This is a genomic window from Bradyrhizobium sp. ERR14, from assembly GCF_014198235.1.
Taxonomy (GTDB): domain Bacteria; phylum Pseudomonadota; class Alphaproteobacteria; order Rhizobiales; family Xanthobacteraceae; genus Bradyrhizobium.
The window spans coordinates 432,574-446,863 of sequence record NZ_JACIHD010000006.1 but is presented as its reverse complement, the minus strand read 5'-3'; the positions used below and the strand labels follow the sequence as shown (position 1 = coordinate 446,863).

General features: G+C 65.5%; 13 protein-coding genes. 9 read left to right on the top strand and 4 right to left on the bottom strand.

From position 1 onward, the window contains the following. Positions 1-9: 9 nt before the first annotated feature. A complete protein-coding gene (locus GGD62_RS20265) occupies positions 10-2,199 on the top strand; it encodes a cation-translocating P-type ATPase (protein ID WP_183709787.1) in 2,190 nt (729 codons plus the stop codon). Beyond that, a complete protein-coding gene (ccoS, locus tag GGD62_RS20260) occupies positions 2,199-2,366 on the top strand; it encodes a cbb3-type cytochrome oxidase assembly protein CcoS (RefSeq protein ID WP_018322747.1) in 168 nt (55 codons plus the stop codon). The genes GGD62_RS20265 and ccoS overlap by 1 nt, the downstream gene beginning before the upstream one ends. Here the strand turns inward: ccoS and GGD62_RS20255 are convergent. Together GGD62_RS20255 and GGD62_RS20250 are read right to left on the bottom strand one after the other, a co-directional pair. Further along, entirely contained in the window at positions 2,363-3,565 is a 1,203-nt protein-coding gene (locus tag GGD62_RS20255) for an MFS transporter (RefSeq protein ID WP_183709785.1), read from the bottom strand. The genes ccoS and GGD62_RS20255 overlap by 4 nt on opposite strands. Before the next feature lie 87 nt (positions 3,566-3,652). After that, a complete protein-coding gene (locus tag GGD62_RS20250) occupies positions 3,653-4,135 on the bottom strand; it encodes a cupin domain-containing protein (RefSeq protein ID WP_183709783.1) in 483 nt (160 codons plus the stop codon). Between the two features lie 13 nt (positions 4,136-4,148). Between GGD62_RS20250 and GGD62_RS41860 the strand changes: the two genes are divergently transcribed. Both GGD62_RS41860 and GGD62_RS20240 read left to right on the top strand, forming a co-directional pair. After that, positions 4,149-4,658, top strand: a complete 510-nt coding sequence (locus GGD62_RS41860) for a hypothetical protein (RefSeq protein WP_246800166.1) — start codon at positions 4,149-4,151, stop codon at positions 4,656-4,658. Between the two features lie 85 nt (positions 4,659-4,743). Then, the gene (locus tag GGD62_RS20240) at positions 4,744-5,460 is read left to right on the top strand and encodes a peroxiredoxin-like family protein (RefSeq protein ID WP_183709781.1); all 717 of its coding nucleotides are present in this window, start codon (positions 4,744-4,746) and stop codon (positions 5,458-5,460) included. A gap of 17 nt (positions 5,461-5,477) precedes the next feature. Here the strand turns inward: GGD62_RS20240 and GGD62_RS20235 are convergent, their stop codons facing one another. Then, positions 5,478-6,359: a LysR family transcriptional regulator gene (locus GGD62_RS20235; protein ID WP_183709779.1), complete on the bottom strand. Its 882-nt coding sequence runs from the start codon at positions 6,357-6,359 to the stop codon at positions 5,478-5,480. A 177-nt stretch (positions 6,360-6,536) separates the two neighbouring features. Between GGD62_RS20235 and GGD62_RS20230 the strand changes: the two genes are divergently transcribed. From GGD62_RS20230 to GGD62_RS20220, 3 genes are all read left to right on the top strand, one after another. Next, on the top strand, positions 6,537-7,361 hold the full coding sequence (locus GGD62_RS20230; protein ID WP_183709777.1) for a 3-hydroxybutyrate dehydrogenase: 825 nt from the start codon (positions 6,537-6,539) through the stop codon (positions 7,359-7,361). Positions 7,362-7,419: 58 nt separating this feature from the next. After that, positions 7,420-8,568 carry a patatin-like phospholipase family protein gene (locus tag GGD62_RS20225; protein WP_183709775.1) on the top strand — a complete coding sequence of 383 codons (1,149 nt, stop codon included), beginning with the start codon at positions 7,420-7,422 and terminating at the stop codon, positions 8,566-8,568. Between the two features lie 91 nt (positions 8,569-8,659). Further along, positions 8,660-9,610, top strand: a complete 951-nt coding sequence (locus GGD62_RS20220) for an oxygenase MpaB family protein (RefSeq protein WP_183709773.1) — start codon at positions 8,660-8,662, stop codon at positions 9,608-9,610. Between the two features lie 198 nt (positions 9,611-9,808). On the opposite strand, the gene glgA is transcribed toward GGD62_RS20220, so the two are convergent. After that, a complete protein-coding gene (gene glgA / locus GGD62_RS20215) occupies positions 9,809-11,224 on the bottom strand; it encodes a glycogen synthase GlgA (RefSeq protein ID WP_092259728.1) in 1,416 nt (471 codons plus the stop codon). A gap of 193 nt (positions 11,225-11,417) precedes the next feature. Between glgA and GGD62_RS20210 the strand changes: the two genes are divergently transcribed. Both GGD62_RS20210 and GGD62_RS20205 read left to right on the top strand, forming a co-directional pair. Next, positions 11,418-12,614 (top strand): CaiB/BaiF CoA-transferase family protein, encoded by a 1,197-nt coding sequence (locus GGD62_RS20210; RefSeq protein WP_183709771.1) that lies wholly within the window; start codon positions 11,418-11,420, stop codon positions 12,612-12,614. Between the two features lie 131 nt (positions 12,615-12,745). Then, positions 12,746-14,290, top strand: coding sequence for an ABC transporter substrate-binding protein (locus GGD62_RS20205; protein ID WP_183709769.1), 1,545 nt, complete (start codon positions 12,746-12,748; stop codon positions 14,288-14,290).

Below are 14,290 nucleotides of genomic sequence, written 5' to 3'. Positions count from 1 at the left end.
GATTTTGTCATGCAGGTCACGCGCGATTTCTCCCATTATGTCCGCGAGGCGGGCGAGGGCGTCCAGCACATCGATCTCGCGGTCGAAGGCGTTCATTGCGCTGGATGCATGGCCAAGATCGAACGCGGCCTGTCCGCCATTCCTGACGTCACGCTGGCGCGCGTCAACCTCACCGACCGCCGCGTCGCGCTGGAATGGAAGGCGGGCACGCTCGACCCCGGCCGCTTCATCGATCGTCTCGAGGAGCTCGGCTACAAGGCCTATCCGTTCGAGACCGAGAGCGCGGAAGCGTCCGAGGTCGCCGAATCGCGTTTCCTGCTGCGCTGCCTCGGCGTCGCCGCCTTTGCCACCATGAACGTGATGATGCTGTCGATCCCGGTGTGGTCGGGCAACGTCTCGGACATGCTGCCCGAGCAGCGCGACTTCTTCCACTGGCTGTCGGCGCTGATCGCATTGCCGGCGGCGGCCTATGCCGGCCAGCCGTTCTTTCGCTCGGCCTGGCGAGCGCTGTCGGCGAAGACGACCAACATGGACGTGCCGATCTCGATCGGCGTGATCCTCGCGCTCGGCATGTCCGTAGTCGAGACCATCCACCACGCCGAGCACGCCTATTTCGACGCGGCGATCATGCTGCTGACCTTCCTGCTCGTCGGCCGCTTCCTCGACCAGAACATGCGGCGGCGGACCCGCGCGGTCGCCGGCAATCTCGCGGCGCTGAAGGCGGAGACGGCCGCGAAGTTCGTCGGCTCCGACGAGATCTCGCAGGTGCCGGTGGCCGCGATCCATCCGGGCGACATCGTGCTGCTCAGGCCCGGCGAGCGCTGTGCGGTCGACGGCACCGTGATCGAGGGCCGTTCGGAGATCGACCAGAGCCTGATCACCGGCGAGACGCTCTATGTCACGGCCGGGCAGGGCACGCCGGTCTATGCGGGCTCGATGAACATCTCTGGCACGTTGCGGGTGCGGGTCTCGGCGGCGTCCGAGGCGACGCTGCTCGCCGAGATCACGCGGCTGCTCGACAACGCGCTGCAGGCGCGCTCGCGCTACATGCGGCTTGCCGACCGTGCTTCGCGTCTCTACGCGCCGGTGGTGCATGCGACCGCGCTTCTGACCATCCTCGGTTGGGTCATCGCCGGCGCGTCCTGGCATGATGCGATCGTGACGGGCGTTGCCGTGCTGATCATCACCTGTCCCTGCGCGTTGGGGCTCGCCATTCCGACCGTGCAGACGGTCGCCTCCGGCGCGATGTTCAAGTCCGGGGTGTTGCTCAATTCCGGCGACGCGATCGAGCGGCTGGCCGAAGCCGACCATGTCATCTTCGACAAGACCGGCACGCTGACGCTGCCCGATCTCGAAGTGATGAATGCCGCCAACATCCCCGCCGACATCTTCGAGCTCGCCGGCCGACTCGCGCTGTCGAGCCATCATCCGATCGCCGCCGCCGTGGCGCAGGCGGCCGGCGCCAGATCGCCTGTTGTCGGTGCGGTCGAAGAGGCCGGGCAGGGCGTCCGTGCGACCGTGGAGGGCGTCGAGCTTCGCCTCGGCCGCCCCTCCTTCTGCGGTGCCGAGGCGCTGGTTGGGAGCGCCGTTGTCGATCCCGAAGCCTCCATCGTCGCGTTCAGCAAGGGCAGCGAAAGGTTCATCCTCTCGGTCCGCCAGGGCCTGCGTCCGGATGCGCAGGCCGTGATCGCGGCGCTGAAGGCGCGCAACATCGGCATCGAGATTCTCTCCGGCGATCGGGAGCCGGCAGTGATCGCGGCGGCCCATGCGCTGGGCATCGCGGAATGGCGTGCCGGCGTCACGCCGGCCGACAAGATCGCACGGATCGAGGAATTGAAGCGGCGCGGCGCCAAGGTGCTGATGGTTGGCGACGGCATGAACGACGCGCCTTCGCTGGCGGCAGCCCATGTTTCGATGTCGCCGATTTCGGCGGCGCATTTGAGCCAGGCCACCGCCGATCTCGTCTTCCTCGGCCGGCCGCTGGCGCCGGTGGTTGCCGCCATCGACGCCTCGCGCAAGGCGCTGCATCTGATGCGGCAGAATCTCTGGCTTGCGATCGGCTACAATGTGCTCGCGGTGCCGGTTGCGATCAGCGGCGTCGTGACGCCCCTGATCGCGGCGGCGGCCATGAGCGGATCCTCGATCCTGGTGATGCTGAATTCGCTGCGCGCGCGTAGCGCCTCGCGGGAGATCTTGTGATGGAGATCCTGGTCATCCTGGTCCCGCTGGCGCTGATGCTCGGCGGCGCCGGTCTCGTCGCCTTCCTGTGGTCGCTCAGAAGCGGCCAGTACGATGATCTCGACGGCGCCGCCTGGCGCGCCATCGCCGACGACGAACCGCCGCAGGAAGTGCCGGCCAAGCGCTAGCGCTTCAAGTTCAGTGCGAGCAGGCCAGCGGCCACAAGGGCTATGCCCACGCCAGTCACGCAAGCGTGCCAGCCGAAGGCATCGAACAGTCGGCCGAGCACGGCGGTGCCGACGAGCCCTCCACAGAAGTAGCACGCTAGATAGGTGCCACTGGCGACGCCGCGGTGCTCGGTCGCGGTCTGCCCGACGAAGCCGGTCGCTGCCGCCTGTGCAAAGAAGGTCCCGGCCGCGACCAGCACCATTCCGGTGAGCACTTCAGGCAGCCGCCCAGTCAGCATCAGCGGTAGGCCGATGCCGGCAACGGCGAGCGAGCCCCAGATCGTCGGGCGTGCTCCGATGCGTGCGGTAACCCGCCCCGCCAGCAAGGTCGTGACGACCGAGGGCAGGAACACCAGGTAGACGAGGCCGAGATCCATCATCCCGAGCGACAGCGGCGGCCGGACCAGAACGAAATTGACGAAGGTGAAGGTGCCGATGAAGGCGAACAGAATGCAGAAGCCGATGCCGTAGGCCGCGCGCAATCGCGGATTGCGCCAATGCGCCATCGTGGCGGCCAGCGGCGATGCCGCCGGCGCCGCCGCATGCATCGGCGGCACGCGCCTGATCGTGAAGTAAACCAGCACTGCGCCGGCCAGATTGAGCGCTGCGAACAGATAGAAATTCCAGGCAAGGCCGAGGCTTTCGGCAACAGCCGCCGAGATCAGCCGGCCAACGAGATTGCTTGCGACATTACCGGTGATGTAGGCGGCAAAGGCGCCGCCGGCGTCCATCGCGCTGCATTGCTCGCCGAGATGAGCCAGTGTCAGCGCGAAGGCCGAGGCCATGCACAGGCCCTGCGCGACGCGCAGGGCGGTGAAGACGGCGAGATTTGGCGCGATCGCCAGCAGGCCGGTCGGGAGCGCCAGCAGCATCAGGCTGAGCAGGATGCCGGTGCGGCGGTCGATATGCGGGCTAAGAAAGCCGATCACGAGGCTGGCTGCGGCCATGCCGAAAGTGCTGGCGTTGACGGCAAAGCTCATTGCCGCGGGCGTGACGTCGTAATGGCGCGTCAGCGAGGGCAGGATCGCCTGCGTCGCGAAGAGATCGACGACGGTCAGGAACGCAGTGAGGCCGATCACGAGCGAGCGCAGCGCCAGACCCGGCGCCTGCGCCTCCATCGTCATGGCGGCCGGTTTGATCGGCGCGGAAAGATCGGTCATGGCGATTGTCCTGTAGGGATGCGGCGCCCGGGGAAAGTCCGGGCGCCACCTCTCGTAACGAAATGCGATGGGGCCGGGGGCACTCGGTTACATGTGGTGGTCGTTGGGATCCTTGCGGACATCGCCGACATAGAGAATGACGGTCTCCTTGCCGAGGTTCTTCCACCAATGCGAGGTGCCGTGGACCTCGGGGCGGATGTCGCCGGCCTTGTGCACGATCGGATCGACGCAGTTGGAGGCGTATTCGACGATCTCGCCCTGTTGCACGAAGATGAGAGCGGGGCGGTCGTCATGGCTATGCCAGGGCACGATGCCGCCGGGCTCGATGGTCAGCTTGCGGAAGCGCAGCTCGCGGCCCTCGATATGCGCCGGCTGCTTGCCGAGGTCGATCGCGCCCAGCGTGACGTCGGTCACCCCGACGGGTTTGTAGTCGACCATCTGCTGGGCGTTCGGCTTGATCTTGCCGGCCGGACATTCGCCGGCAACGATCGGCTGCGCCGAGAGCGTCAGCGCGCCGACGATGGCAAGGCCCGGCCAGATCAGACGCGGCAAGGCATGGCTCTTGGACATGGAAAGGTCTCCTGTGTTGGCCGCAACCCCGCTGGTCGCCGGCGCTGACGGGAGCTTCATCGAGATCGCGTCCATCCTGAAATGCCCGCTTGCTCTCGATGCGATAGCGGTGCGCTATGTTGATGCGCGGCGGCTATCGATCCGATTGGGCAACGGCATTTCCGCTTTCGCGGCATTCGGCGTCCGATTGCAGGGCGCCCGATTGGCGGGCGTTCACGTCAATTCGGAGGAGCACCCCATGCCGAAATTGTCCAAGACCCTGATCGCTACCGCCGCGTTTGCGGTCATCGCCACGTCGGCCTTCTCGGAGGCCGCCTGGGACTTCAAGGCCGGGATGGCCTATGTCTATGGCGGCCCCGGCAAGATGTCGGCGATGGCCATGGCGCCGGCCGAGAAGAACCACGAGGCGATGATGAAGAACGCCAAGAAGGTGCCCGACAACACCGTCTTCTTCATGAGCAATGGGTCGATGTACACCACCTCGGGACGGCTCGATCCGACCGGCAATTTCTACGTGAACTGAACGGGCCCTGGCATCGTGGCCGCCCCCTTGCGGGCGGCCGAACCGGGAAACTAATATTCGCCGAAGGGAATGCCGGAGCAGAAAGATGACAGCTCTCTCGCCAGCCGCCGCGGAACAGCTCAGGCTTGCCTTCCAGCGCTGCCGCGACATGGACGGTACGCTGAACGATCAGCTCCGCGCCTATGCCGATGCCAGCCGTGCGGTCTTTCCGGCGTATGGTGAGGCTGTCGATCGACTGGTGGCGAGATTGGGCGGGAACGGCGGTGGTGAAACCGCGCCGCGCCCGGGCGATGCGATGCCGCCGTTCATGCTGCCGGACGAGTCCGGGCGTCTCGTCACGTTGCCGTCGCTACTGGAGCGCGGTCCGCTCGCCGTGATGTTCTTCCGCGGCCATTGGTGTCCCTATTGCCGGCTCAATGTCCGCGCGGTGGTTCAGGCGCTCGATCGCATCGAGGCCGTGGGGGCGCAGATCGTTGCAGTGATGCCGGAGACGCAGGAATACACGAGGCAGCTCAAGGCTGAATCCGGCGCGCTGTTTCCGATCCTGACCGATCTCGACAACGGCTATGCGCTGTCGCTCAATCTCGCGATCTGGCTCGGCGCCGAGATCCAGGACCTGTTGTCCTACCAGGACATGGCGAAATTCCACGGCAATGACGGCTGGATGCTGCCGATCCCGGCCGTGTTCCTGGTCGGCCGCGACGGGATCGTGAAGGCCCGCTTCGTCGATCCCGATTTCCGCAAGCGGATGGAGATCGATGATCTGCTCGCGGCGCTGGAGAGCGCGGGAAGGGAGAACTGAGCGCTCGCGACGCGGGCTTATCCTGCAATTTCCCGCCAGTCGGCGCCGCGCAGCATGCGCATCACGGCGTTGGCGACCGCCGTGCGCTGCCGCCCGGCGACCCCGTAAAGGCTGACGGTGCGGCGGGCGTCGAGCCCGGTGACCGTGGCGCGCGTCAGCGTCTGCGGCAGGGGCGAGGTGTGCGGCATCATGGCGACGCCGATGTCGGCCTCGACCAGCTCGATCAGGTCGCGCTCGCTCGAAATCTCGTGGCCATGCTCGATGCCGTGCTCACGCAGGCTGGCGGAGATGCGGCGCGAGTGCTCGCAGAAGGTCCGGCTCAGCAGTTGTTCCGAGCGCAGATCGTCCAGTTCGATGCTGCTGCGTCCGGCCAGCCGATGTCCGTCGCCAACGACGAGCTCGAAGCTCTCGGTGAACAGCGGCCAGGCGTCGAGCCGGTCCCAGGCCTCGTCGATCTCGGCGGCGATGCCGAGCTCGGCCTCGCCCTTCTTGAGGAATTCACCGACCTCGCGGCTCGTCCCGCGCAGGAAGCGCAGCTCGAGCCGGTTGAACTGCCGCCTGATCTCGTTGAGGTGGGGAATGAGCAATGCCAGATCGATCGAATGCGTCAGAGCGATACGGAGCGCGCCGACCTCTCCGCTTCTAAACGAGGAGGCGAGTGAGCGCGCGCCGGCGGCGGCGTCGAAGCATTGCTTCAGGAGCGGATGCATGCGCTGGCCGAGCTCGGTCAGTTGCGCGGCCGGCCGCTCGCGGCGGAACAGGTCGCCGCCAAGCTCGGCCTCGAGCTGCTTGATCGCGCGCGTGAGCGAGGGTTGCGTGACGTTGCACTCCTCCGCCGCGCGCGTGAAATTGAGCAGCTGCGCCACCGCGAGGAAATAGCGGACCTGATGCATTTCCATGGATCGGCTCCCAGCAAGATACGCGATCTTATCCGATCGGGGCGGCGAATGACATCCCGGCCGCGATAGCGCGGACGTATGGAGTCGGAAGCCAACTGGCATTTCCGTGAAAGGGGATGATCCCGCAGATTTCGCTCCAATCACGGCGCGGTATCGCGCCCAGAAGAGGTCTGGATCATGAATATCCCCATCAAGACGCAGGCGCCCGCTTCGTCACGCGTGCTAGCCGGCAAGGTGGCACTCGTCACGGGCTCGACCAGCGGCATCGGTCTCGGCATCGCACGTGCGCTGGCGGCGGCCGGCGCCGACATCGTGCTGAACGGCCTCGGGGTTGCCAGCGAGATCGGCCGGACGCGCGAGCAGATCGCCGCCGAGTTCGGCGTCAAAGCAAGCTACTCGCCGGCCGACATGACGAGGCCGAAATCGATCGCCGAGATGGTCGCTGCGACGATCGCCCAATCCGGTCGGCTCGACATCCTCGTCAACAATGCCGGCATCCAGCATGTCGCGCCGCTGGACCAGTTTCCGGTCGAGAAATGGGACCAGATCCTGGCGATCAACCTGTCCTCGGCGTTCCACACCACGCGGCTCGCGCTGCCGGCGATGCGCCAGAACGGTTTTGGCCGGATCATCAACATCGCCTCGGCGCATGGCCTGGTCGGCTCGCCGTTCAAGGCCGCCTATGTCGCGGCCAAGCACGGCATCGTCGGCCTGACCAAGGTGACGGCGCTCGAAACTGCTGAAGAAGCCATCACCTGCAACGCAATCTGTCCCGGCTACGTCTATACGCCCCTGGTCGAAGCGCAGATCGACGGGCAGGCCAAGGCGCACGGCATCTCCCGCGGTCAGGTGATCCGCGACGTGCTGCTGGCGCAGCAGCCGAACAAGCGTTTTGCCACGGTCGATGAACTCGGCGCGCTCGCGGTGTTCCTGTCGACGGATGCGGCGGCTTCGATCACCGGCGTTGCGCTGCCGGTCGACGGCGGCTGGACCGCCCATTGACATGAGCCAGCGCAACAAGTCGAATCTTCGGCCAATGCAAGCTCATCAGGAGCGAGATATGAACGGCACACAGGACAACGCACGAGGCGAGAGCCACGACCTGCCGGGACAGGTCGTCCTCGTGCTGCAAGGCGGCGGTGCGCTTGGCTCCTATCAGGCGGGTGTCTACCAGGCGCTGCATGAGGCCGGCATCGAGCCGGACTGGGTCATCGGCACCTCGATCGGTGCCATCAATGCGAGCCTCATCGCAGGCAACGCACCGGAGCATCGGGTCGCGCGCTTGAGGGAATTCTGGAAGCGGATGGAGCAGAATCCAGTCTGGGACTGGCGCGCCGCGTTTCCAGGCTTCAATGAGAAGCTGGCCTATTGGTCGACGGTCACTCACGGCATTCCAGGTTTCTTTCGGCCCAATCCGCTGGCGCATGCCGGCGATTCCTATCCGCTCGGTGCCGACAATGCGGGCTATTATTCGACCGTACCGCTGGAGAAGACCCTGCGCGAGCTGGTCGATTTCGACCTCGCCAATCGCTGCGCGCCGCGCCTGACGGTCGGTGCGGCCCACGTCGGGACCAGTGAAATGCGCTATTTCGACAGCCGCGACGGCGAACTGACGGTCAAGCATATAATGGCGTCGGGCGCGTTGCCGCCGGCTTTCCCGGCGGTGCGCATCGACGGCGAGCTCTACTGGGACGGCGGCATCCTGTCGAACACGCCGACGGAAGCGGTGTTCGATGACAACCCGCGCAGGGATTCGCTGATCTTCTCCGTGCATTTGTGGAATCCCGTCGGGGCCGAGCCGAGCACCATGGCGGAGGTGCTGAACCGGCACAAGGACGTGCAATATTCCAGCCGCATTTCGAGCCAGATTGCGCGCCAGCAGCAGGCCCATCGTCTGCGTCATGTCATCAACCAGCTCGCGGCACGGCTTTCGGAGGTCGAGCGCAACGATCCTGCTGTGAGGGAGTTGACGAGCTACGGCTGTCCGACCCGCATGCACGTGGTGCGGCTGCTCGCGCCGCAGCTCGAGCGCGAGACCCATACCAAGGATATCGACTTCAGCCCGTCGGGAATCACGCGGCGTTGGCACGCTGGTTATGCGCACACGAAGTCGGTGCTTGCGCGCAAGCCTTGGATCGGCGAATTCGATCCGCTCGCCGGCGTGGTGCTGCACGAGCACATGGAGGAGATGCCGATTGCGGCGGAGTGAGGGCCTTGCGCGTTATTGTCTGGCGCAGTGACGATTTCCCGACGGAGCGGTCTGGGCTATTGTTGCGCCGTCTTGGTCGCGAGGCTTGCAATTGGTCGCTGAAAAGGATCTCGAGGCAACGCTCGATCTGGTCCGCGCCAACGCGGCGGGGCCGGTGGCGGGCGTGTTCGGTCCTGAGACGCTGACCTGGCGGATCGACCGGGAGGCCGTCATCTTTCTCGGCGCCGGCCGTGCGTTGTTGCTGCAACTGGCGCATCCCTGGGTCGCCGCCGCCATCGCCGAGCATTCGAAAACCCTGGCCGATCCGATCGGCCGCTTCCATCGCACCTTCGATATCGTCTTTGCCATGGTGTTCGGCTCGCTCGACCGTGCCTTGCGCTCGTCCCGGCAGCTGCACCGGCGGCACGGCATGATCGTCGGAGAGATGCCCGAGACGGTCGGCCCCTTTGCGGCAGGCTCGCGCTACTGCGCCAACGATATCCCCTCGCTGCGTTGGGTCCATGCGACGCTGGTCGAGACGGCGTTGATGGCGCACGAGCTGGTTCTACCGCCATTCTCGGTGGAGGAACGCGAGCGCTACTGGATCGAGAGCCGGATGTTCGGTGCGTTGTTTGGATTGACGGCGGATGATCTGCCCGCGGACTGGGCCGGCTTCACGGCCTACACCGCGGCGATGGCGCAGTCGGACACGCTGACCGTGAGCCCGGCGGCGCGCGAGATCGCGGCGCAGATTTTTGACGGCGCGCGTCCGTGGTTGCGGCCGCCGCGATGGTATCGCGCGCTCACGGCGAGCCTGTTGCCGGAACGATTGCGCGCCGACTTCGGGTTTGAGCTCGGCGAGCGCGACGCCAGATCCGCCGACAACGCGCTGCGATGGATCCGGCGCATCTATCCGACATTGCCGGACCGGCTGCGCTATGTCGGCCCCTACCAGGAAGCCCAGGCGCGGCTGCGAGGCGAAGCGCAGCCGGACTGGATGACGCGCTGTCTCAACAGGGCGTGGATCGGGCGGCCGCAAATGGATGTGCGCGGGAGAGGGTGAGGTTCGCCGCCTGTAGCCCCGTCATCCTGAGGTGCGCATGGCGCGATGCAAAAGCATCGCGCCGGGAGCCTCGAAGGATGCACGGCCCCGCTGCTGCAGCCGGGCCGTCGCCCTTCGAGGGCCGCTGAAGAAGCGGCCACCTCAGGGTGACGGGGAGAGATAAGCCTCGCAATGACCGAGCGCGCGGAAGCGCCTCTCTCACACCGAAGCCAGCTTCCGGTACAGCGCGCTGTAGCTCCCCGCCGAGATGCTCCAGGAGAACGACCGTCCCATGGCGCTGCGGCGCATGGTGTCGAGCTGGTCCTGGGCCATGAAAGCGGAGAAAGCCCGGCGGACACCGCCAAGGAAGGACTCGCGCGAGGGCCTCGAGAACAGGAAGCCGGTCTCGCCGTCGGTGATGGTTTCGGCAAGGCCGCCGGTCTGGTGACCGATCGGCAGCGAGCCGAAGCGCTGGGCGTACATCTGGCTGAGCCCGCACGGCTCGAAGCGCGAGGGCATCAGGGTGAAATCGCTGCCGGCAAAGATACGGCGGGCCTGGGCGTCGTTGAAGCCGATCACCACGCCGATGGCATCTGGTCGGCGGCGATGCGCGTCGATCAGAGCCTGCTCGAGCGCCGGCTCGCCGGAGCCGGTGACCACGATCTGTCCGCCGGCATCGACGATCTCGTCGGCCGCTGACAGCACGAGGTCGATGCCCTTCTGGTGCACGAGACGCGCGACGATGCCGAACATGGGGCCGCGCGACACCGCTAAGCCGAACTGCTTGCGGACGTAATCCGCATTGGCCCTCTTGCCGACCCAGTCGCCGGCGCCGAACTGCTGGGCGAGCTGGGCGCAGGAGCGCGGGTCCCAGCTCTCGTCGATGCCGTTGAGGATGCCGGTGAGCTCGGATGCGTCCGAGCGCAGGCGGAGCAGGCCCTCCAGGCCGCAGCCGAATTCGGCCGTGGTGATCTCGCGCGCATAGGTGCCGCTCACGGTGGTGAGGTGCGAGGCGTAGACGAGGCCGGCCTTGAGGAACGAGAGCTGGTCGTAGAACTCGACGCCGTCGATGTGGAAAGAGCTTTCCGGTGCGCCGATCCGCCGCAACGAGTCCTTCGGGAAGAGGCCCTGGTAGGCGAGGTTGTGAATCGTCAGGATCGAGGGCAGCTTGGAGCCGCGCCAGGCGAGATAGGCCGGCACGAGCGAGGCCTGCCAGTCATTGGCATGGATCAGGTCTGCTGCCCAATTCTTGTCCAGCTTGCCCATGGCCAGCTCAGCGGCGGCCGAGGCAAAGCGCGCGAAGCGGACGTCGTTGTCCGGCCAGTCACGCCCGGACTCGTCGCCATAGGGGTTACCGGGCCTGTCGTAGAGTTGCGAGCAGAGCAGCACGTAGACCGGCAGGCCGTCCTTGGTCGCGGCCCGTCCGAGCGAGCAGGCCGGCATCTCCGCGAAGGCCGGGCAGCGCCCAACGATCTGAATATGCGTGAGTTGCTCGATGATGTCGCGATAGCCGGGCAGCATGATCCGGATATCGGCAAAGGAGCGAAGGGCGCGGGGCAGCGCAGCGGACACGGCTCCAAGGCCGCCGACGCGGACGAAGTCGTCCAACTCCGTGGTGACGAACAAGACCCTCAAGAACAGCTGCCCTCTGTCGATCCCGTTCGCTTGCTATGCAAGAACGGGTCCAGTTGTCCGGGAATTCTTAAAGCCCGCCTACGCGGCGCATCGGTTCGGTAAACACTTTCCTACTCGGCCGCCGCCCTCTAGGGTCGCCGCATCAACAACAGAGAACTTCGAGAGTTCCTGAGACCCAAGGACGTGAGCAGGCATGCAGCTAGCAGATAAGCATGAGGGGACGACGACAAAAGCCTTCGCGGGCCTCAGGGTCCTGGATTTTTCGACCACCATCGCCGGTCCTCACTGCGCGCGGATGCTTGCCGACATGGGCGCCGAGGTCATCAAGATCGAGACCGACGGCGGGGAGACGATGCGGACCCGGCCGCCGCTGCGCAAGGGGTGCAGCACCGCGTTCGGCCAGCTCAATGTCGGCAAGAAGAGCGTCGTGCTCGACCTCAAGTCCGAGGACGGCAAGGAGGCGGTGCGCCGGCTGGCCGCGACATCAGACATCCTGGTCGAGAACTTTCGCCCCGGCGTGATGCACCGACTGCGGCTCGACTACGATAGGCTGCGCACCGTCAATCCGAGGCTGATCTATTGCTCGATCTCAGGCTACGGCCAGACCGGCCCCTCGGCCGAGCTGCCGGCTTATGCTCCGGTGATCCATGCGGCCTCCGGCTATGACATGGCGCATCTGGCCTACCAGCCCGGCCGCAATCGTCCTGATTATTGCGGCATCTATCACGCCGACGTCGTCACCGGCACCTATGGCTTCGGCGCGATCGCTTCGGCGCTCTATCAGCGGACCGTGACCGGCCTCGGCCAGCACATCGACGTGTCCATGCTGGAATCGATGCTGTCACTGACGCTGACCGAATTGCAGAGCGCGCAATTCGCCGTGAAGCCGCCGCCGCGCCCGATGTTCGGCCCGACCGAGACGGCAAGCGGCTATGTCATGATCACGGTCGCCAGCGAGAAGACGTTCCAGGGATTGATGGGCGTTATCGGTCACCCCGAATGGATCTCCGATCCGCGCTTTGCGACCTATGCCGCGCGCCGCGAGAATTGGGCGGAGGTGATGGATGGCGTCGAAGCCTGGTCGCGGGAACTCACGACCGATGCGTGTCTCGCAGCGCTAGGGGCTGCCGGCGTGCCGGCGTCGGCCTATCGCACCGTGTCGGAGGCGCTGGCCGATCCGCAGCTCGCGCACCGGCAGGCGCTTTCCGAGGTGCGGGACGAGGGCGGCTCCTTTCAGGTGCTCAACCTGCCATTCCGGATGTCGGGTGCCGATACCACGCCGGCCAAGACGATGGCCGTGCTCGGCGAGCATACGGATGCGCTGCGCGAGGAGATCAGCCTCGGCGATGATGCATCAATTCCGACAGGCAAAACTGCCGCGACAGGCTGAGCACCATTACGCCGCACGTGCGGCGTGTGATCTGTCGCGCGTTCCTCTTGCCGTGGCGAGCTTTTGTCGCCAATCTCGTCCTCAGTCATTCAACGATCCGAAACATCGGACGAGGGATCCCGGGAGGAACCATGACGAACATCGCTGCCGCAGCGCGCAAGCACGCGCCGATTTTCCTTGTTGCGGCATTTGCCCTCCTTCCGCTGGCCGGGCCGGCGCAGGCACAGAAGCCGGGCGGCAGCATCACAGTCGGCCAGGAGCTGGAGATTGCGGGCTTCGATCCGCTCAAGGTCGGTGTCTACGACACCTCCACCTTCACCGCTGCCGCCGCGATCTTCGATACGCTGACCACGCTCGACGACAAGGGCGAAGCCGCGCCAAAGCTCGCGATGTCCTGGACTCATTCCGACGATTTCAAGAGCTGGACCTTCAAGCTGCGCCAGGGCGTGACATTCCACGACGGCACGCCGTTCAATGCGCAGGCCTTCAAGGAGAATTTCGACCGACAGAAGGACCCCGCCAACAAGTGCCGCTGTGCCTTCTACATCACCAACGTCAAGGAGGTGCTGGCGCCGGACGAAACCACCGTTGTCTTCAATCTGACCGATCCCTCGGTGAACTGGCCGGCGGTGATCACAATCCAGAGCTCCAACAACGTCATTCATTCGCCGACCGCGTGGAAGACCAAGGGTGACGACTACAATCGCAATCCCGTCGGCACTGGTCCCTACATCCTGAAATCATGGACCGCAGGCGACCGCATGGTGCTGGAGAAGAATCCCAATTACTGGGACAAGGGCCGGCCCTATCTCGATCGCATCATCCTGAAGCCGCTGCCCGATGCACAGTCGCGCTTCGCCTCGCTGCAATCGGGCGAGGCCGACATCATCTGGGACGACGAGAACGACGCCGACAACATCATGAGGGCGCAGAAGGACTCCAAGCTCACGGTGCACACTTACAAGGGCTCGGGCGCCCAGGTCTACGCCTTCAACACCAAGGTCGCGCCGTTCGACGATGTCCGCGTGCGTCAGGCGCTGGTGATGGCGCTCGACCGCCCGAAAATGTCGCAGGCGATCAGCAACGGCTTGAGCCGGCCCGCGACCAATCCCTATGGCGATGGCTCCTGGGTCAAATGCAAGGACGACGGCGCGCTGCCGTTCGACGTCGAGAAGGCCAAGGCGCTGATCAAGGAGTACGGCAAGCCGGTCGAGTTCAAGATGCTGGTGACCGCGACGCCCCGCGGCCGCATGATCGGCCAGGTGCTCCAGCAATTCTGGAAGCGCGTCGGCGCCAGCATGGAGATCGAGCAGGTCGATCAGGCCACCATTCCCTCGCGCGCCTTTACACGCCAGTTCCAGATGACGCCATGGCGCATCGTCGATCTCGCCGATCCCGACCCGCAGATGTACGCGAATTTTCGCAGCGGCAGCCCGCTGGCACTGGCCGGTTTCTCGAATCCCGAGCTCGACAAGCTGCTGGACCACGCGCGCGTCACCGCCGACCTCGGCCAACGCACCGAGGATTACTGCGCCATCAGCCGCCTGATCAACATGGAGGCAATCTGGTTCTGGACCTTCCAGAATACTTACTACGCGCTATCGAGCGCCAAGCTGAAGGGCTTCCCGAAGATCTACAATGGCGTGATCGACGTTTCGACGACCTGGCTGGAATGA

Coding starts and splice junctions, on each gene's coding strand:
- GGD62_RS20255 (WP_183709785.1), bottom strand. CDS start 3,565: ATGACCGATCTTTCCGCGCCGATCAAACCGGCCGCCATGACGATGGAG.
- ccoS (WP_018322747.1), top strand. CDS start 2,199: ATGGAGATCCTGGTCATCCTGGTCCCGCTGGCGCTGATGCTCGGCGGC.
- GGD62_RS20250 (WP_183709783.1), bottom strand. CDS start 4,135: ATGTCCAAGAGCCATGCCTTGCCGCGTCTGATCTGGCCGGGCCTTGCC.
- GGD62_RS20265 (WP_183709787.1), top strand. CDS start 10: ATGCAGGTCACGCGCGATTTCTCCCATTATGTCCGCGAGGCGGGCGAG.
- GGD62_RS20230 (WP_183709777.1), top strand. CDS start 6,537: ATGAATATCCCCATCAAGACGCAGGCGCCCGCTTCGTCACGCGTGCTA.
- GGD62_RS20205 (WP_183709769.1), top strand. CDS start 12,746: ATGACGAACATCGCTGCCGCAGCGCGCAAGCACGCGCCGATTTTCCTT.
- GGD62_RS20240 (WP_183709781.1), top strand. CDS start 4,744: ATGACAGCTCTCTCGCCAGCCGCCGCGGAACAGCTCAGGCTTGCCTTC.
- GGD62_RS20210 (WP_183709771.1), top strand. CDS start 11,418: ATGCAGCTAGCAGATAAGCATGAGGGGACGACGACAAAAGCCTTCGCG.
- GGD62_RS20225 (WP_183709775.1), top strand. CDS start 7,420: ATGAACGGCACACAGGACAACGCACGAGGCGAGAGCCACGACCTGCCG.
- GGD62_RS20235 (WP_183709779.1), bottom strand. CDS start 6,359: ATGGAAATGCATCAGGTCCGCTATTTCCTCGCGGTGGCGCAGCTGCTC.